Annotated in this window: 17 protein-coding genes and 3 pseudogenes; 7 read left to right on the forward strand and 13 right to left on the reverse strand. The window is 70.0% G+C overall.

Translation table 11 applies throughout. The annotated features are described in order from the left end of the window. Positions 1-209: 209 nt before the first annotated feature. Together ABZ783_RS36425 and ABZ783_RS36430 are read right to left on the reverse strand one after the other, a co-directional pair. Positions 210-470 (reverse strand): hypothetical protein, encoded by a 261-nt coding sequence (locus ABZ783_RS36425; protein ID WP_357447440.1) that lies wholly within the window; start codon positions 468-470, stop codon positions 210-212. 122 nt (positions 471-592) lie between these two features. Continuing rightward, on the reverse strand, positions 593-2536 hold the full coding sequence (locus ABZ783_RS36430) for a heavy metal translocating P-type ATPase (RefSeq protein WP_357447487.1): 1944 nt from the start codon (positions 2534-2536) through the stop codon (positions 593-595). A 154-nt stretch (positions 2537-2690) separates the two neighbouring features. On the opposite strand from ABZ783_RS36430, the gene ABZ783_RS36435 reads away from it, so the two are divergent. Continuing rightward, positions 2691-3029 carry a metalloregulator ArsR/SmtB family transcription factor gene (locus ABZ783_RS36435; RefSeq protein WP_357447490.1) on the forward strand — a complete coding sequence of 113 codons (339 nt, stop codon included), beginning with the start codon at positions 2691-2693 and terminating at the stop codon, positions 3027-3029. 75 nt (positions 3030-3104) lie between these two features. On the opposite strand, the pseudogene ABZ783_RS36440 reads toward ABZ783_RS36435, so the two are convergent. Next, positions 3105-3536: pseudogene (locus tag ABZ783_RS36440) on the reverse strand (heavy metal translocating P-type ATPase); the annotation flags it as partial. A gap of 135 nt (positions 3537-3671) precedes the next feature. Between ABZ783_RS36440 and ABZ783_RS36445 the strand changes: the two are divergent. Further along, positions 3672-3857 (forward strand): hypothetical protein, encoded by a 186-nt coding sequence (locus ABZ783_RS36445; protein ID WP_357447443.1) that lies wholly within the window; start codon positions 3672-3674, stop codon positions 3855-3857. After that, complete coding sequence (locus ABZ783_RS36450) at positions 3854-4240, forward strand: hypothetical protein (protein WP_357447446.1); 387 nt, start codon at positions 3854-3856, stop codon at positions 4238-4240. The genes ABZ783_RS36445 and ABZ783_RS36450 overlap by 4 nt, the downstream gene beginning before the upstream one ends. 262 nt (positions 4241-4502) lie before the next feature. Here ABZ783_RS36450 and ABZ783_RS36455 read toward each other — a convergent pair. The 6 genes and pseudogenes from ABZ783_RS36455 to ABZ783_RS36480 form a co-directional block, all read right to left on the reverse strand. Beyond that, positions 4503-4715: pseudogene (locus ABZ783_RS36455) on the reverse strand (heat-shock protein HtpX); the annotation flags it as partial. Positions 4716-4770: 55 nt separating this feature from the next. After that, a complete protein-coding gene (locus tag ABZ783_RS36460) occupies positions 4771-5223 on the reverse strand; it encodes a hypothetical protein (protein WP_357447449.1) in 453 nt (150 codons plus the stop codon). A 2-nt stretch (positions 5224-5225) separates the two neighbouring features. After that, the gene (locus ABZ783_RS36465; protein WP_357447453.1) at positions 5226-6083 is read right to left on the reverse strand and encodes an ABC transporter permease; all 858 of its coding nucleotides are present in this window, start codon (positions 6081-6083) and stop codon (positions 5226-5228) included. Continuing rightward, entirely contained in the window at positions 6080-7036 is a 957-nt protein-coding gene (locus ABZ783_RS36470) for an ABC transporter ATP-binding protein (protein WP_357447456.1), read from the reverse strand. The genes ABZ783_RS36465 and ABZ783_RS36470 overlap by 4 nt, the downstream gene beginning before the upstream one ends. Positions 7037-7098: 62 nt before the next feature. Then, positions 7099-7707, reverse strand: a complete 609-nt coding sequence (locus tag ABZ783_RS36475) for a DedA family protein (RefSeq protein WP_357447459.1) — start codon at positions 7705-7707, stop codon at positions 7099-7101. After that, positions 7704-8297: a phosphatase PAP2 family protein gene (locus tag ABZ783_RS36480; protein ID WP_357447462.1), complete on the reverse strand. Its 594-nt coding sequence runs from the start codon at positions 8295-8297 to the stop codon at positions 7704-7706. The genes ABZ783_RS36475 and ABZ783_RS36480 overlap by 4 nt, the downstream gene beginning before the upstream one ends. A 112-nt stretch (positions 8298-8409) precedes the next feature. Between ABZ783_RS36480 and ABZ783_RS36485 the strand changes: the two genes are divergently transcribed. The 3 genes from ABZ783_RS36485 to ABZ783_RS36495 are packed head-to-tail and all read left to right on the forward strand — an operon-like array spanning position 8410 to position 10959. Continuing rightward, positions 8410-9087 carry a response regulator transcription factor gene (locus ABZ783_RS36485; protein WP_357447465.1) on the forward strand — a complete coding sequence of 226 codons (678 nt, stop codon included), beginning with the start codon at positions 8410-8412 and terminating at the stop codon, positions 9085-9087. A gap of 1 nt (position 9088) precedes the next feature. After that, positions 9089-10528 carry an ATP-binding protein gene (locus ABZ783_RS36490; RefSeq protein WP_357447468.1) on the forward strand — a complete coding sequence of 480 codons (1440 nt, stop codon included), beginning with the start codon at positions 9089-9091 and terminating at the stop codon, positions 10526-10528. Next, positions 10525-10959 carry a DDE-type integrase/transposase/recombinase gene (locus tag ABZ783_RS36495; RefSeq protein ID WP_357447471.1) on the forward strand — a complete coding sequence of 145 codons (435 nt, stop codon included), beginning with the start codon at positions 10525-10527 and terminating at the stop codon, positions 10957-10959. Before ABZ783_RS36490 ends, ABZ783_RS36495 begins: the two co-directional genes overlap by 4 nt. Positions 10960-11231: 272 nt before the next feature. On the opposite strand, the gene ABZ783_RS36500 is transcribed toward ABZ783_RS36495, so the two are convergent. The 4 genes from ABZ783_RS36500 to ABZ783_RS36515 form a co-directional block, all read right to left on the reverse strand. Next, entirely contained in the window at positions 11232-12923 is a 1692-nt protein-coding gene (locus ABZ783_RS36500) for a lamin tail domain-containing protein (RefSeq protein WP_357447474.1), read from the reverse strand. Between the two features lie 391 nt (positions 12924-13314). Next, positions 13315-15147 (reverse strand): PA domain-containing protein, encoded by a 1833-nt coding sequence (locus ABZ783_RS36505; protein ID WP_357447478.1) that lies wholly within the window; start codon positions 15145-15147, stop codon positions 13315-13317. A 147-nt stretch (positions 15148-15294) separates the two neighbouring features. Beyond that, positions 15295-16260, reverse strand: a complete 966-nt coding sequence (locus ABZ783_RS36510) for a hypothetical protein (protein ID WP_357447481.1) — start codon at positions 16258-16260, stop codon at positions 15295-15297. A 454-nt stretch (positions 16261-16714) separates the two neighbouring features. Next, entirely contained in the window at positions 16715-17287 is a 573-nt protein-coding gene (locus ABZ783_RS36515; protein ID WP_357447484.1) for a hypothetical protein, read from the reverse strand. Positions 17288-17973: 686 nt separating this feature from the next. Between ABZ783_RS36515 and ABZ783_RS36520 the strand changes: the two are divergent. Continuing rightward, positions 17974-18264, forward strand: a pseudogene (locus ABZ783_RS36520) (permease); the annotation flags it as partial.

The following is an 18264-nucleotide window of genomic DNA, read 5'->3' on the forward strand; positions in this document are numbered from 1 at the left end:
ACGACCGGGACATCAACGCTGCCAAGAACATCCTCGCCGCCGGGCTGGCGGAGAGGTAAAACGCCTGCGGAGCTGACAGAAGACCTCAAGGAAAAATCCTCCCGGACAGGCAGTCGGCAATGAAACAGGAAACCTCACGGGCAACCGTGGGAATCCCGGCCCCTTCAGGGCCGGGAGGATGTCAACACCGAACATTATGGACAGCCCGGTTAGGTTAGGTGTTGTCGTACGCGGCGCGGTGGGGTGAACGCGTACAGGTCGAGCACGCCGGGTGGGTCGGCCAGGCCGGGTCCGCCGGCGCGGATCCAGGCGGCGATGTCGTCGGTGGCGTCGGTGTCGTTGACCAGGCCGAGCCAGACCGGCCGTCCGCCGGCGCGGCGGCCGGCGGGGGAGGGCTGCACGACGATGACGTTGGCGTGCGCGCAGGCGTCGAGGCAGTCGCTGACGCGTACCACCGCGACGTCTGCCACCGCCTTGCGAAATTGGGTCAGCTGCCCGGCGTGGTCGAACCCGGCGGCGGTACCGCAGCAGCACCCGCGACACACCGTGACCGTGCAACCGGTGGACCCGCCGCCGTCACGGGCGCCGCGACTCATGGCGCCCCTTCGGCCTCGGCGCGGCGCCACGCGGAGGAGGCGAGCAGGCGTAGGCCGTTGAGGCCGACGATGACGGTGGAGCCTTCGTGCCCGGCCACACCCAGAGGGAGGGGGAGGTGGCCGAACAGGTCCCAGGCGACGAGCACGGTGATGAAGGTGGCGGCGATGGCCAGGTTCGCCTTGACGAGGCGGCGGGCGCGTCGGGACAGGGCGATGGCGGCGGGCAGGGTGGGCAGGTCGTCGCGGACGAGGACGGCGTCGGCGCTGTGCAGGGCGAGGTCGGAGCCGCCGCGGCCCATGGCGACGCCGAGGTTGGCTGCGGCGAGGGCCGGGGCGTCGTTGACGCCGTCGCCGACCAGCAGCACCCGCCGGCCGTCGGCCTGTACGGCGCGTACCCGGTCGACCTTGTCCTGGGGCAGCAGCCCGGCGTGCACGTTGGTGATGCCGGCTTCTGCCGCGAGGTGTGCGGCGGCGCCGGGGTTGTCGCCGGTGAGCAGCATCGGCCCGGTCCCTGTGAGACGGGTCAGCGCGGTCACGGTGTCGGCGGCGTTAGTGCGGATGCGGTCGGCGAGGGCGAGCACTCCGGCGGGCGTGCCGTCGACGAGCACCACCACGGCGGTCCGCCCGGCGGCCTGTGCGTCAGCGGCCACGGTCCGGGCCTGGGCCACGGTCGGGTCGCCGGGGGTGGGCGTGAGTTCGTCGAGTAGCGCGGGTGCGCCCACGGCCACCCGTCGGCCGTCGACCAGGGCCCGCACGCCCCGTCCGGGCACGGAGGTGAAGTCACTCGCTGCCGGGATCGGCAGCCCGCGGTCCCGGGCGGCGGCGAGGACCGCGGCGCCGACCGGGTGTTCGCTGGCGTGCTCCGCCCCGGCGGCCAGCCGCAGCACCTCGTCGGTGTGCGCGTCGCCGATGGGGTGGGTGTCGACGACGCGGGGGTGGCCTTCGGTGAGGGTGCCGGTCTTGTCGAACGCCACCAGATCGGTATCGGCGAGGTGTTCCATGACCACGGCGGACTTGACCAGGACGCCGTGGCGGCCGGCGAGAGCGATCGCGGACAGCAGCGGCGGCATCGTCGCGAGGACCACCGCGCACGGCGATGCCACGATCATGAACGTCATCGCCCGCAACAACGTCGACCGCAGGTCGGCGCTGAAGGCAAGGGGGACGACGAACAGCGCCAGGGTGGCGACGACCACCGCGATCGAGTACCGCTGCTCGACCTTCTCGATGAACAGCTGTGTCTTGGCCTTGGTCGCCGACGCCTGCTCCACCAGTGCGACGATGCAGGCGATCACCGACTCACCCGCCGCACGGTGCGCCCGGACGACCAGCGTGCCGGTGCCGTTGAGCGTGCCGGCGAACACCTCGTCGCCCGCCGTTTTGGTCACCGGCAGCGGTTCGCCGGTGATGGTGGCCTGGTCCACCTCGCTGGCGCCCTCGACGACGACTGCGTCGGCGCCGATCCGCTCGCCCGGGCGCACCCGCACCAGGTCACCGACCCGCAGATCGACGGTGTCCACCACCGTCTCGCCGCCATCGGCGTTCAGCCGCGTCGCCTGCTCTGGGGCCACGTCCAGCAACGCCCGCACCGAGTCGGCGGTGCGGGCGGTCGCGAATGCCTCCAAGGCGCCGGAGGTCGCGAAGATGACGATCAGCAGTGCTCCGTCGAACACCTGCCCGATTCCCGCCGCGCCGAGCGCGGCCACGATCATCAGCAGGTCGACGTCCAGGGTCCGCTCGCGCAGCGCCCGCAGCCCGGCCAGGGCCGGCTCCCATCCGCCCGCGGCGTAGCAGGCCAGATACAACGCCCACCACACCGGAGCCGGCGCGCCCAACAGTTGCGCCATCCCGCCGGCGGCGAACAGCCCGGTAGCGAGGGCCGCCCAGCGCACCTCGGTCAGCGCCCATGCCCGGGCAGCCAACCGCCGTGGTGCCGGTATCGGCGCGGTGGCGGTCGGGCGGGGTGAAGTCGTCGTCGCGGTCACGACAAGGAACACTACCTGCATAGCAATGCAGGTAGCTAGTCAGGTAGGTAGCTGGATGCGCAGCCTCCGCTACCATGGGCGGGTGCACACCTCGCTGCCGGATTTTCAGATGCCCAACGACGAGCAGGTCCACCTCGCCGCCGAAGGCTTCCGGCTGCTCGCCGATCCCACCCGCATCAAGATCCTCTGGGCCCTGCTGCAGGGCGAGTCATCGGTCGCCTGCCTGGCCGAAATCGTCGGCGCCGCCCCCACCGCTGTCAGCCAACACCTCGCCAAGCTCCGCCTGGCCGGCCTTGTCCGCGGCCGACGCGAGGGCACCTTCGTGCACTACTCCGCCGCCGACACCCACGTCCGCGCCCTGCTCGCCGAGGCGCTCTTCCACGCCGAACACACCGACCGCGACCTACCCGATCACCGCGGCCCGCACAGCCACGCCATCACGCGGTAACGGGCTTGGGCCTGGAGGGCCTGAGTCACCCGGCGCTGGTTTAGCAACGGTAGCGGAACTGCGGACACGACCGTGCAGGGCGTACTTGGACCACGCGAATGCGGCCAGGGTGCCGACGGAGATGAGGGTGTCCATGGTGGCCGTGCCGTGACGCAGGTTGACCCAGGTGGCTTTGTGGAACACCCACCAGCTGTAGACGACGACCGGTGCGGCCAGGATCGCGGAGAGCCACTGCCAGCTGGTGAACTGCAGCGCTGGCACCATTGCCAGCGCAACGACGGGGACGGCTACGGCGACGCTGATCCACAGCCGCAGGCGCAGCCGGCTCACCGCTTCCTCCTCAGGATCCCCGGCCGGCTCGAGGCCGGTGGCCGCGGGCGGCTTGGGGATCGGGGCGGCGTAGCCGACCTGTTCCACGGTGGCGATCAGGTCCGCCGGGGTCAGCGACGGAGGGAAGGCGACCCTCGCTTTCTCAGTCGCGTAGTTCACCGTGGCGGTGACTCCCGGTGTAGGGCGGCAACAGCCCTGAGGGTACGGAGCGCTGCTCAATTGCCCCATCGGCACCAGCGGCCTCAGGGCTCGGCAGCGCCGCTGGCGGCGCTGTCGGTGACTGCCGCCCCTATCAGGGGTTATCATGCGGGCATGGCGGACAGGAACCCCAACACCGGCGCCCGCGGCGAGGACATCCTCGCCGCTGCCGGCATCGTCGTCTCCGACGAGGGGAAGGCTCGCGCGCGCCGCCGCCTGGACGAGGCCCGGGAGCGGTGGACGGCGGAGCTCGACGCCCAGGCTCGCGAGCAGCTCGGCCTGCCGGCCCGCGCCGCGTGACCGAACCGGCCGTCCGGGTCGTCCTCGACGCCTCCGCGATCATCGCCTTCACCCGAGGGTCGATCGACGTCGGTGAGGTGATCGCCGAGGTCGCCGACGAAGAGAACTGCGTGTTCGGGCTGCCGGTACTGTGCGTGGCCGAAGCCGCCCGGGTGGTCGCCGACAGGGACCGTCTGCAGCTGCTCGTCAACCATCCGATCGCCGAGATCCTCTCGCCGCCGCCGGACAGCTGGGAGGCCCTCGCGGTCACCCTTGACACGGTTGGCAGGGTCGACGCCGCCACCGCGGTGCTCGCCGCGATCGACCTCGGCTGCAGCGTGCTGACCGGTCAGCCCGGCCTGTACGGCGGCATCGCCGGCGGCGGCCCGGTCATCCCCATCTGACCCAGGTACTACACGGCGTGGATCCGCCACGGCGACGGCGAGCCCAGGCCCGATGGGCACCGGTCAACGCCGGCCGGCTCACCATCTCCGGCATCACGCAACTTCCCCGATCCGCATCGGGTGCCTCCTGTTGAATCAGGGCCCGGCCACCGTCGGTTTGCGGGCAGAGAGCCGTGTTGACCTGTCCGAGCCGTGTCAGCGGCCGGATCGTGCCGGACCCGTCCGACGGGCGACCGGCGGACGGGCAGCGCTGGCGGGTGGGTCAGGCGGCGGGCGCAGTTCGGTGGATGAGCTTCTCCACCCGGGCGTGGATCTCGTCGCGGATCGGGCGGACAGCGTCGAAGTCCTTGCCGGCGGGGTCTTCGAGTTTCCAGTCCTCGTAGCGCTTGCCAGGGGAAGACGGGCAGGCGTCTCCGCAGCCCATGGTGACGATGACGTCGGAGGACTCGGCGGTTTTGTACTCGAGGAGCTTGGGGCCGGTGGAGCGGCCGTGGGTGGCCGGGATCCTCTGGCAAGAGCGTGGGCGCAGCTCAGTTGTCGGGGTCGAAGGCGCCGTCCCATTCGAAGACGGGGTTGGGTACGTCGTGGCCGTGGCTGTCGGTCAGGGTGGCCTGGCCGATGAGTTTCGAGGGCCCGCCGGCGATGTAGGTGGCGTCAGCCCGGACCTGTACCTCGAATTTGCCGTCCTGTGGTTGCCCGTGGTCGTCGGTGAAGTGGATCATGCAGATCCAGTCGGGGCCGGGTCCCACGTCGGGGAGCTTGGGGCCGCCGCGGTCGCAGGCGGTGGAAGCGCCGATGGTCTGCACGGTGATGCCGTGTTCGCCGAGCAGGTCGGCCCGCTGGACGTAGAGGTTGGCGAAGGCGGGCCCGATGGCCCGTTCGAGGCGGTCCTTGGTGACGTCGGGCTGGCCGCATCCGGCCAGTGCCCCCGAGGCGGTGACGGCGAGGCCGATGGCCACTGCGACGGTGCGGGTGCGGGTCATGGTCAGCCTCCGGTGATGTCGCGGCGACGCAGGTAGAGGTAGGCGAGGGTGAGGCAGACGACGAGCCATCCGGCGCTGACGATCACGCCGGTGGTGACTGGTGCGTGGAAGGGGTGTGCGGTGAGCAGGCCGTGCCAGGTTTCGAATGGGGTGGTGAGCAGAACATGGCGGGCCTTGTTCAGCCCGCCCAGGCTGCTGAGCAGCTGCATGATCATCCCGAGCACGACGGGTGTGGCGACGCCGATGGTGGGGTTGCGGGTGACGACGGACAGCAGGATCGCCAGGGCGGTGAACCCGAGGACCGGTGCCACGGCGGTGGCCCAGCTGGCGATGACCAGGGGTAGGGCGTGGCCGGCGGGGATGAGTTGGCCGCTGAGCCCGGGTAGGGGCTGCCGGCCGACGACGAGCAGGCTGGTGGTGATGGTGCTGGCGGCGAGCAGGGCCAGGACGAGGAGGTTGAAGCCGACAGCGGTCAGTGTTTTGGCCCAGAAGATCTGGGTGCGGCTGACCGAGCGGGTGAGGATGGTCTTCCAGGTGCCGTGCTGGTCCTCGTTTGCGAAGATGTCGCCGGCGACGAGGGCGGCGAGCAGGGGCAGCACCCATTGGTGGGCGAAGGCGAGCACGAACAGCGGGACGGCGTAGCCGCTGGTGTGGATGTGCCGGCCGTAGATGGTGTCCTTGGGCGGTAGTTGGGTGTTGAAGATCAGCACGATCGCGATCGGGACGATCACGGCGCCGATGAGCAGCGCTCGGCTGCGAGCCTGGGCGGCGAGCTTTGCCACCTCCCAGCGCAGCACTGCGGCGGTGCCGGGCCGGCGGCGTGCGGCCGGAGCGACGGCGGGTACGGCGGTGGCGGTCATCGGCGGGCTCCGGTTGCGGCGTCGAGGCCGGCGGGCGGGCCGGCCGGGGCGGATTCGGTGAGCATGAAGAACAGGGCCTCCAGCGGCGTCTCGTCCCGGCTGAGGCCGCGCAGCGCGATGCCCGCGTCGACGATGTCGGCGATCAGCGCGTCGACATCCTTCTGCGGGCCGCGCACGTCCAGCCCGTCGTCGGCCATGGTGACCTCGAGCCCGCGGGTACGGGCCAGCTCGGCGGCCCGATCGTCATCGGTGGTGACGACTCGGTGGGCCTGCTCGGGCGCCAGCTCGCGCAGGGCGGCGATCGAGCCGTGGTGCACCACCGAGCCGGTCTTCATGATGGTGATGTTGTCGCAGATTTGCTCGACCTCGGCCATGTCGTGGCTGGAGAGCAGGACGGTGAGGCCGGTGTCGGCGAGACGTCGGACCAGGGCCCGCATGTCGCGGATGCCGGCGGGGTCGAGGCCGTTGGCCGGCTCGTCGAGCACGAGCAGTCGCGGGTTGCGCAGCAGGGCGGAGGCGACGCCGAGGCGTTGCCGCATGCCGAAGGAGTAGCCGCGCACCTTGTCGTGCTGCCGGTCGGCGAGTCCGACGATGTCCAGCACCTCGTCGACGCGGTCTGCCGCATCGCCGCCGTCGAGGCCCGCGAGCAGGCGCAGGTTCCGCCGGCCGGACAGGGCCGGGTAGAACTTCGGGCTCTCGATGAACCCGGCGACCCCGGACAGGGAGTTGACGCCGTGGCGCTGCCAGGAGCGCCCGAACACCTCCAGGGTGCCGCTGTCCGGACGGATCAGCCCGAACAGCATCCGCAGGAAGGTCGTCTTGCCGGCCCCGTTGGGGCCAAGGACGCCGTACACCTCGCCTTGGGCGACCTGCACGGTGATGCTATTGACGGCGGTCAGTGACCCGTAGGTTTTGGTGACGTTGACGGCGTTGACCGCCAGTACATCGCGCATGACCCGGACGCTAAAGATCACACATGAAGCCAGCATGAAACCGGCCGGCGGGTCGGCTGCGATTATCCGGGGTGGGCCAGTCGACGGGCCAGCCGCCATCCGGCGTAGGCGAGCGCGGCGAGGGCCGCGGCGGCGAGCAGGTACCACTGGAAGCGGTGCAGATCCGCCACGATGGCGCGGATGTGGTCCCCGGCGAGGTAGCCGGCGGTGGCCCACACCCCGACCCAGGCGGCGGCGCCGAGGGCGTTGTAGGTGACGAAGCGCCGCCACGGCATGCCAGTGGCGCCGGCAATGAGCCCGTTGAACTGCCGCAGGCCCTCCACGAACCGGGCGACCGCGACGAGTTTCGGCCCGTGCCGGCTCATCACCGCCTCCAGCCGGGCGAACCGTTCCGGGGTCAGGCGCACGTAGCGGCCGTAACGCAGGATGAGCCGCCGCCCGCCGGTGCGGCCGATCAGGTAGCCGATGCTGTCGCCGATCACCGCGGCCAGGAACGCGGTCACCGCGACGCCGCCGATGGCCAGTTGGCCGTGCGCCGCGTACCCGGCGCCCAGGATTATCGCCGTCTCACCGGGCGCGGGAACGCCGAAGCTCTCGACCCCGACGAGCACGGCGAGGCCCAGGTAGCCGTAGTGCGCCACCAGGCCGGTGAGGAAACCGACGACGCTCACCGGCCTGCCGCGGCTGCCCCACCGCTCGCCCGCAGCAGGGGCTGCAGCCGGGTGTCGCCCAGCATGTTCAAACCGGCGGTGATCGGCCGGCGGGCGATCAGGTAGCCCAGCAGCGTCACGGTGGCGCCGACCGCGAAACCGGCCAGCACGTCGAGCGGGTAGTGCGCGCCGATGTAGATCCTGGCGAATCCCATCACCGCGGCGGCGACCGCGGCCAGCAGACCGAGCCGCCAACTGACCAGCAGCAGGCCGGCCGCGACGGCGCCAGCCATGGTGGCGTGGTCCGACGGGAACGACGGATCGGCGCTGCGGTCGGCCAGCACCAGGATGCCGGGCAGCGTCGTGTACGGCCGGGGCTCGTGCACGGCGGACACGATCGCCTGGTTCCCCGCCACCGCCAGTAGCATGCCCACCGGCGCCCACACCGCCGCCGGCATCCGCTCACCCGCGCCTCGGGCAACCCACCAGCCGGCCAGCAGCAGGACGGCGAACAGCATCACGCCGTACTTCGCATAACCTGCCATCGGGACGTGCAGCCACGGCGTCGCCCGGGCCAGGTCGTTGATCTCCAAGAAGAGCCGGTTGTTCATGCTGTTCCTCCCATGCCGGCCCTGACCGTAGCCATCCGGACATGAAGGGCAGATGAAGATCGGTGACGGTGTGCTGCACTGGTGGCGGGCATGACGGTCGAGGGAGGCACGGGTGCGGGTCCTGGTGGTGGAGGACGAGCGGCGACTGGCCGACCTGCTCGCCCAGGGGCTACGCGAAGCCGGACATACCGTCGACATCCGGCACACCGGCTCCGACGGGCTGCTCGCCGCGGCCACCGGCGGCTACGACGCGGTGGTGCTCGACGTCATGCTGCCCGGCCTCGACGGCACCGCAATCTGCCGGACCCTGCGCGAGCAGGGCAACCAGGTGCCGGTGCTGATGCTCACCGCCCGCGGCGAGGTCCCTGACCGGGTCGCCGGCCTCGACTCCGGCGCCGACGACTACCTGACCAAGCCGTTCTCCTTCGACGAACTCCTCGCCCGGCTACGCGCCCTGCACCGCCGGACCGCCGGACCGCCGCCAGCCGAAGTTCGCGCCGGTGACCTGCTACTCGACCCCGCCCGGCGGCGGGTGTTCCGCAGCGAGACGGAGATCGACCTGTCCGCGCGGGAGTTCGACATCCTCGCCCTGCTGATGTCCCGGGCCGGGCAGTGCCTGACCCGTTACCAGATCCTCGACGAGGTATGGGATGGCGAAACCGACATCCGTTCCAACGTCATCGACGTCCACGTCGCCACCCTCCGCGCCAAGGTCGACAAACCGTTCGGCCGGCACGCCATCGAAACCCTGCGCGGCGTCGGCTACCGGCTCCGCCCCGACGGCGGCTGACATGGGCACCCGGCTTCGGTGGGGTGGACTGCCGCTGCGGGTCCGGCTGATCGCTGGCTTTGCCGCCGCGATGCTGGTGGTGCTCACCGGCGCGGGCGCGTTCGTCTACCTGCGGGTGCGCTACGCCCTCGACGTGCGCCTCGACCAGGATCTGGACGCGTTGTCCGCGCAACTCACCGACGGCGCCCGCACTGGCACACCGCTGCCCACGGCCGCCCGGACCGGACCGGGGGAGTACTGGCAACTCCTCGACGCCAGCAACCACGTCCTCGCCGCCAGTCCCGGCCTACCCGCCACGTCCCTGCTCAGCCCCGAACAGCTCAACCGGGCCCTGCACCAACCTGTCCGGGCTGACCGAGGCACCCTACTCCCGATCAGCACCCGCCCGCTGCGCCTGTACGCCGTCCCGGTCCGGCCCAGTGCCGTTCCGGCGGCGGGCCAGCCCGCGGTCACCGTCGCGGCAGTCCGCCGCGACCAACGCGACGAGGCCCTGCGCGAACTCATCGGCCAGCTCGCCCTGGCCAACCTCGCCGCCCTCGCGGTCGCATCCCTGGTCGGCTACCGCCTCGCCCGCGCCGCCCTCGCCCCCGTCGAGCGCTACCGCAGCGAAGCCGCCCGCATCGCCGCCGGCGCCACCGGCGTACGCCTTGCCGTCCCCGCCACCGACGACGAGGTCGCCCGCCTCGGCCGCACCCTGAACGACATGCTCACTGCCCAAGATGCCGCACTCGATCGGGAACGGCAGTTCATCAACGACGCCAGCCACGAACTGCGCACCCCACTCACCCTGCTCTCCACCGAACTCGAACTGGCGCTGCGCCGACCCCGCACCACCGCCGAACTGGAACAGACCATTCGTAATGCCGCAGCCGACACCGCCGACCTCATCGCCCTCGCCGACGCACTGCTCACCGTCGGCACCCAACCCGTCCAGGACGACACCGCCCCCACCGTCGACCTCACCGCGCTGCTCACCGACCGGATCGGCCGCTATCGGACCAGCATCGGCGTCGATGCGGACGTGCTGCGCTGCCACGCGGAGCCGGGTCTGACCGTTCGCGGGGACGCCTCCCGCCTCGGCCGGGCCCTCACCAACCTGATCGACAACGCCGCCCGCTACGGCGTACCCCCGATCACCGTCACCGCCGAGCACGTCGACGCCCTAGTGCGGATCACCGTCCAGGACACCGGGCCCGGCATGGACCCGGCGTTCCTGCCCCACGCCGTCGAACGGTTCCGCCGCGCCGACACCGCCCGCACCTCACCCGGCACCGGCCTCGGCCTGCCCATCGTCGACGCCATCGTCCGCGCCCACCACGGCGAACTACGCATCTGCTCCGCCAGCGCCCACCACCGCGTCAACCCCCAGTTCGACGTGCCCTGCGAACACCCCTTGAATGGCACGACCGTGACCATTCTGCTGTCCGCCATCCATCAGTGAACTCGCAGTTCCTGCCGTTCAGGGTCGTTCCCACCTGGGCACCTTCACTCGACGTGCTCGTCTCGGCCCGCCGTGATGCCGCCGCGGCCCGACGGTTCTTCCAGCGTGCGCTGCGGACGCTGAAGGTCACGCCCACCGAGGTGGTCACCGACGCCGCTCCGGTCTATCCCGCCGTGCTCGACGTCTTCGTTCCCTCGGCCTGGCACCACGTCGAGCGGCACGCGAACAATCCGATCGAGGCCGATCACAGCCAGCTCAAGCACCGGTTACGACCCATGCGCGGGCTCCGGACCGACTCCACCGCACAGGTGATCATCGCCGGACACGCGTTCATGCAGAGTCTCCGCCGCGGACACTACGAACTCGGGCTCGACAGTCAGCCCAAGCTCCGAATCGCCACGGCGTTCAGCGAACGTGCGCGGGTGATCTGACCGCGGGCCCGACCCGGGCGTCACGCGTCCCCCCGACCAGATAATGCAACGACGCCCGGGGACTTGGCCATGAGCATCAGCAGCGACGCGCCCTGTTCACCGAGGTGGGTCAGGTCGGAGTGCCGCCACTCATGGAGGTCCCAGCCCGTTCCGGCCCCGGTGTGTCGGGTAGCCCGAGCGCGTTACCGCCCTCCGGCTACCCGACACACCGGGGCCGACCAGCCCGAATCCCGCTAAACGATCACTTCGAAGTCAAGCCAGTGGATCGGGACTCAGTAGACCGTTCCGTTGGCGCGCTGGCCGGGCGAGCGGGGCAGCGAGCTGATGGTGTTGTGCTTGACCCAGCCGCCGGTCGCCGAGCCATCAGGGCTTCGGTTGATGGACACCCCGTCGGAGTCCGCCTGGCTCGAGGTGTAGCTCATCGACTGGACCGTCGCTCCGGCTGAATCCTGCAGGATTACCTGGTCGCCGCTGTTGGAGAGGTTGAGGCCGCCGGTGCTGGCTGCCACCGCCACGATGCCGCTGGGGATCGCGGAGGCTGCGCCGAATACGGTGATCGCCTTGCCGGGCTGCAGTGTCGTACCGGCCGCGAACGTGTGCCGCACTGCCGATCCGTCGCGGATGGTCCAGCCGGCGATGGTGATTGCCGTGCCGCCGACGTTCACGATCTCGATGGCCTCTCCGGCGGTGCTGCTGCCCGGTTCGTTGGCCAGTACCTCGTTGATTATGACGTTGGCGGGTCCGCCGCCGCTGCTGGTGACGGTGACGTTCTGGGTCGTGGTGTCGGTGGCCCCGCCGTTGTCCGTCGCGGTCAGCGAGACCGCGTAGGTTCCGGCCGATGCGTAGGTCACGGTCGGGTTCATCGCCGTCGAGGTCTGGCCGTTGCCGAAGTCCCAGCTGCGGCTGGCGATGGTGCCGTCGGAGTCGGTGCTGCCATCGGTGAAGGTACAGGTCAGAGCGGTGCAGGAGTACGTGTACGACGCTGTGGGCGGCTGGTTGCCGCTGCCGCCGCCGATGACGAAGTTGTAGCGGGCGAACACCGGGTAGTGGTCGCTGGTCGTCGTCGTGTAGTTCGGGATGTAGGCCTGGGGCTGGAAGGCGGTCGCCGAGCCGGCGACGTATTTCGCCTGCACCTCGTTGGTGGTGAGCTGGTGGTCGATGAAGTCCGGGTAGCCCGCCGTCGACGACACGCCCGCCAGCGACAGGGCCCGCGTCGGGAACGTGTAGCGCGCCGCGTCGTTCACGAAGTTGGCGTAGGGCGAAGCCTTTCCGGGTGTGATAGAGGTGTCGACGTCGTCGTTCCAGTCACCGATGACGAAGACGTTCTGTGTGGGGTAGGTCGTGTCGAGGTAGGACTTGAGGGCCTGCGACGCGGGGTTGCGCAGGTTCCACGCATCCGCGGTGGACCCGGCCTTTGCGTGCAGGACGATGAAGACGAGGTCCTTGGTGACACCGTCGAACGTTCCGCGCAGGGTGAACTCCACCGGCGGGCGGCCGGCGAAGTTGCTGTTCTGGCTGGTCAGGATGACCTTCGCGCTCACCAGGGTGGCCATGCTGGAGCGCCAGACGAGGGCGACCTTTTGCTCGGTGTTGCTGAAGTCCGAGTAGTACTGCGCACCGTTCGTCACGATCGGGTCGTTGCCCACGACCCCGGTGTACCCGGGCATGCCGGCCACGAGTGTGTCGAACGCCGAGGTGCTGACGACCTCGGAGAGGCCCCACACGTCCATGTCGGCGCCCGCCATGACGTCGCGGACGTTCTGCTGCTGAAGCGCCTCGTTGGTCGGGCCGAAGTCCGGCGCACCGAACCACTCGACGTTCCAGTTGCCGACGTCGAGCTGTGTCGGCGATCCCTGCGACGGAACCGAGGCGGCGGCATTCGCCGCGGCGGTGGTGGCGAGCGTTACCAGCGTCACGGCGGCGGCCACGGCCACCCCTGTGAGCGCGCGGAGCCTGAGTTTCATCTACAAAAGACCCTTCCGAGTTGGCGTGCGGGACTGGCCCGCAACCATGCTGTTGGCGGGCTGAGGGAAGTGTCCCGGCCCGGCCCTCGGGCGTAAATGGCGCATGCTGAAAACGTGCAGCCACCTGTGGGTGAACATTCGACTGCCGGACCGATCGACCGGGTCGATCGACGGCTTGCCGCAGTGCGCGAGGACCTCCTCGACTGCGAAGTCGCGAGGCCCCGCCGCCGAGGACTGCGACTGACGGCTGGGAGCGGGCTTTGGGCATCCCGCACCAGGCGGCGGGCTTGGTCGCGTGGGCATTAGGCACGAGTTGGTCGACCGTGCGGGGCAGGTGCCGGGAATGCGGCGGCGCCGCCACCTCATGGGTGACGGCGCCGCGGGTGAGTGCCTAGTTCTTGCCGGTGTACTTGAATACGTACAGCCCGAAGTCGCGATCGCTGGCGAGCACGTACTCGCCACCGGCGCGCTGGAGGATCTGCACGCCCCAGAGGTCGTTGCCGGCCTCGTCGACGAAGTGGCCGACTTCGGTGATCCGGTCGTTCTTGATGCTGAGGACCCGTAGCCCTGCGTCGTAGTACGACGCGTACACCAGGTGCGGGTTCTGCTTTGACACGGCCACCTCGTGCACGGTCAGGTTGCCGAACCCGCTGGCGTAGGCAGGGTCCATGCCTTGCCGTACGGCGTAGGTGTCCAACTCCTGTAGCTTCCCGGTCCCGTTGCGGAACAGGTGCACGTAGCCCCATCCATCGAAGGTGGCAGCCAGGGTGACGGTGTCCCCGACAGTGCCGACCGGCACCGAGGCCCTGGCCGAGCTCCGCTGGCAGGCCGCCTCGTCGTAGCCGGCGTCCGCATCCATGATGGACAGGCCGGCCTGCCGGTTCACGAAGAAGAACGGCTTGTTGGCCACGACCGACGGGCTCACCAGCGAGCCACAGCCGCCCGACGCACCCGTCCGGTTGAAGACAACCGTCCCCGCATACCCGCGCGACTCCACGTTCGCCGCCATCTCGGTGAAGCCGCATCCGCCCCGCTCGACAAGGGCGACGTAGGGACCGCCGGTTGCCGGGGCGGGCGCTGGCGGGTCTGCGTTGCAACCAAGACCAACGAAGATGGCTGTGCCGGAGAGTTCGTCGCCGGTGGGCAGCTGCGCGCTGCCGGCCTGGACCGCCCGGAAGTCGCCTCCGTCGTTCGTCGCGACACGGACCCGGGTCGCCCCGAAGTCCTCGTCGGTGGTCAGCACGTACTGGCCGTTGTGCACGAACTCGGCGTAGTGGCCGTTGCCCTCGGGGCCGAGCGTCACCCCGTTGGTTTCGAGCAACTGCGGGTCGGGGAAGGTGAAGTCGGTGTCGGCGACGTAGCTCGGGTGGGCCGGGTCGGTCACGTCGAGCGCCACGTAGCCTGCATCCCACATGGACAGCAGCATGATCTGCCGATTGCCGTGCTTGCGAACCACCACGTCGTGGAAGAAGACCGTGTCCAGGTCGACACCCGGCTGCAGGATCTGCGGGAACATCGCGGCCACGTCGACGTCGATCACCTGGACCGGGTGCCGCGGGTCGGTGATGTCAAAGATGGGCAGCATCGGCGTACGGCTGTCCGGGAGCACGATGTAGGCCTTGCGGTCCGGCCCGGCCCCGGTCTGCCACATGAACGTGCTGTGGACCGTCCGCGCCCGCGACGTCACCCCGGGCTCGACTGCCCCGAAGCCGTTGGCGAGGACCACTGGGTGCAGGGGGTCGGAAACGTCAACGAGGGTCGCCCCACCCACCGCCGGCGGCGCCGTGGCGTTGCTGCACAGTTCGTTGCTGTACGCCAGCACGTCGCCGCTGAATGCGGGGGTGCTGAAGCTGATCGGATGGATTCCTTCGCCGACGAACGAGCCCGGTGACGCGGCGATGAAGCCGACCTGGCGGGGCTTGCTGAGGTCGGAGATGTCCATGACGTAGACGCCGCCCTCGCACGGCTCGCTGTTGAACGCGCCGAGGTACGCGTAGTCGCCGAGCACGCCGACGTCGGAGACGACGCCCGCCCGCGCGTTGTTCACGCGCGCCTTGCCGACGAGGGTGACGTCCTTGCTGCCGTGGTCGAGGTGGCCCCCCTCGCCACCGTGCTGGTGACTCTCGACGACGACACCGCCGTCGTCGAAGGTCTTCGTGTTGTCCGCGCCGGCCGGTCCAACCGTCAGAGCCGTGGCGGCGAGGACGACGGAGAGTAGAATCACGCCTCTGCGGGGTTGCCGCATGCGATCACATCCGATCAGGTGAATCAATCAATGTGCTGATCGGCAGCATGGTAGTCGGCATGGTGGAGCGGAACCATCCCCTGTCCGGCCTCCCCCACGAGCGGGAACGGTGCACAGGCCGCGGTGCTACCGCACCACCAGCGTGAACTCGGCGGTATGCACCCTGCCGCCCACCTGGAAGTCGAAGAACATCCGGTACCGGCCGGGGCTCGCCGCCGTGAGCCAGAACTTGACCGCGCCGCCAATGAGCTGCGTCTCCGGGTGGACGTGCACGTACCCGAGGTCGCCCTCACGTAGCACGACAAGGTGCCCGTACGCGCCGAGGTAACGCTGCAGGTCGGCCACCGGCGAACCGTCCTGGGACACCCGGAACACCAGCGCCTGGGTCTCACCGAGTCGCGGCGTGCCCTCGTACGTCACCGTGAATCCGTCCACGACGGACTCGCGGGCGGCGGCGGGTAATGGGCGCGGCCGGTAATCGCCGGGCACGGTGAGGTCCACGCCGAGGGTCAGCGGGACCTGCGCCTTGGCTGAGCTGACGGCCGCGAAGTCGGCGTACGCGCGCCACGCGCCGGCCTGCGGGAGCGCCAGGTCGACGCTCCAGGTGCCGTCCGGCGCCATCGTCGGGTGCAGGTGCTGGTAGCCGGAGAAGTCCCGACGCGCGACGATCAGGTGCATCGGCTTGTCGTGCACGATCGCGAAGTTCGTCACCGGCTTGCGGTCAGGGCCGGCCACGCGGAACCGCCAGGTGCTTCGCGCGCCCGCCGTGAAGGAGGACGTCTCGGGCACGAGGGTGTAGCCGCCCGCGCTGACGGCCAGCCCATCCACCTCGGCACTGGCAGCCGCCGCGGCACCGCCCACGTGCTGGTGCCCGGCGCCACCCGAAGTGTGCATGCTGGTGCCGGTCGGCCCGCCCCTCGGAGCCGAACCTGTCGGGCGCGCCGAGTCGCGGACCACCTCGCCGAGCGCAAAGCCGGCAACGAGCGCGAGCGCGAGCCCACCGGCGACGGCGAGCAGGCGTACCGACGCGCCGTCACGGGCCGACGGGGACGCCGGGCGAGGCGTCGCCTCCGTAGCCGAGGGCTCAGCCATCGGCGCCGGCCGGCTCGTAGCCCGCTGCGTCTACCGCGGTGACCGCCTGCACCCAGCGGCCGCCGGCAGCCCTCGTGACGGTGTACGTGGTGGTTTCAGACATCTGCTCTTCCTTGCGTTGGCCGAGGAAACGCCAGCCGGGACATGACTATCCGCACTGTTGCCGGGGAGCGCAATCCCTGCCGCGTAGGGGACCGGGGCGCCGTTGACTGGGCCGGTTCGCGGGCTGTACCGGTCGGTGACCTTGACCCAAGCGTCTGCGCGGGGAGGCCGGTTGGTGCGTCACCGGCAAGACCGACCTTGACTGGCCAGCTGGCCGCCAGGCCCGACGGATGCCAGGCGAGGGCTTCGTTGTCGCCGGTGGCTCACCGGAGCACGGCGAACCAACGCTCGCGAGCATCGAGTGGATCGCACCGGGAGACGAACTGCTGGCCGACTTGCCGTGCTGTAGCGGTCAGCGGTCGGAGCCTTCTGCCGCTCCATCTGGCGTGAAGGCACCCTCTGCATCGCCGGCGTCCAGGTACACGTGTTGGTGGCCGTGCCCGGCATCGATGTTGAGCTGATCGAGTTGGGCCGCGGCCACCGACCAGGTGACCGACGCGAGGGCGGCTTGTCGCGCCGCCAGCGCCAACTGGTTCTTGCGTGCGGGGGCGGGGCTGGTGACGGCCAGGGCGACAGAGTCGACCGCGACGGCGCCCTGATCCACGGCGCTTCTGAGGCCGCCACGGGCTACGTTGGTTGCGGTCATGCCCGACGGTGGGTTGGCGAACTGTTCGGTTAGCTGGCGCATGGTCTGCTGCCATTGTTGGACCTGAGATGCCTCGGGCGTCCGTCCGGCGTCCGTGTCCTGTTTGATGGCGCGGAGGATTGGCGAGAGCTGGTCGGCTGTTTCGCGGGCCATCTCGGTGAGTTCGGTGATCTGCTGGACGTCGCGCTTGGCGTCGGCTTCCCGGATCTGCGCGGTGCCTGCTTCGGTCGGGCTTGGCTGGCCCACGGCGAATCCGATGAGTCCGCCGACCAGGCCCACAGCCAATGCCGCCGCGGCAGCGCCCGTGCCCGTCCTTGTGTTGGATCGCCGTTGTCGGGCGGACGGGGTCAGGAGGTAGGAGGGTCTTCCGGTTCGACGGGACATGGCATCCCTCGCATCGATCGTCGTTTGGCTCGGAGCGTAGACGCTTCTACTGACCTGAGTCGATAGTTCTGCTCAGGGAATACAAACTTTCATCCGACCCAGACGAAAGATGCCCGGCGAGACGGACAGGACGCCAGTCGGGCTCGGCGGGCACATTGGCTATGGCGGCCGGGAGAGCTGGCCCTGACTCCGCAGTCCTGCCTAAGTCGGTAACCGATTTCCTTTAGCGGACGCTGCGGAGGTTGTGCCAGCGCGGTCGGCACTGCGCGAGGCCTGGGTGACCTGGCCTCTTGTCACAGACTGATCACGACAGCTAGAGACGTAGTGACAGTCGATTTCAATAGCCGGATGATGCTCCTCGTTCGTCCGCCGCTGGGTGGTTGTCGTGGGAGGAGTCCGTGCGTGAGTCAGTCATCCCCGGAGGCGTGCGGACCCTGGCGGCGCAGGCCGACGCAGGGGGTGGTGGCCTTCGCCGCTGCGGGCCCTGCCTCACGTTCTGATCACTTCCAGCATGCCCCTGCGTTGGACACCCGGAGAAGGTGATCGCACTGAGCACGACCGATTCCCCGCCCTCTGCCGCGCTGCCCGGCGAGCAGCACTCGCACCCGCCATCGGGGACGGATTCGAAGCCCGCGCCGCCGAAACGCGATCGGGTGATCGGTTCTGTCGAAGTGCTGTGCGTGCTCCTCATCCTCGTCGGCGTCCTGTACCGGCAGATCGGCGCGCTGGTGGCGGACCCGCGGTTGCAGACCTGGTTGACGGTGTTCGTGTCGGTGATGGTGCAGGCGGTGCCGTTCCTCGTGTTCGGGGTGGTGCTGTCGGCCGTGATCGCGGTGTTCGTGCCGCGCTCGTTCTGGGCCCGGGCCCTGCCC

The organism is Micromonospora sp. NPDC047738 (assembly GCF_040642675.1).
Classification (GTDB): Bacteria; Actinomycetota; Actinomycetes; order Mycobacteriales; family Micromonosporaceae; genus Micromonospora.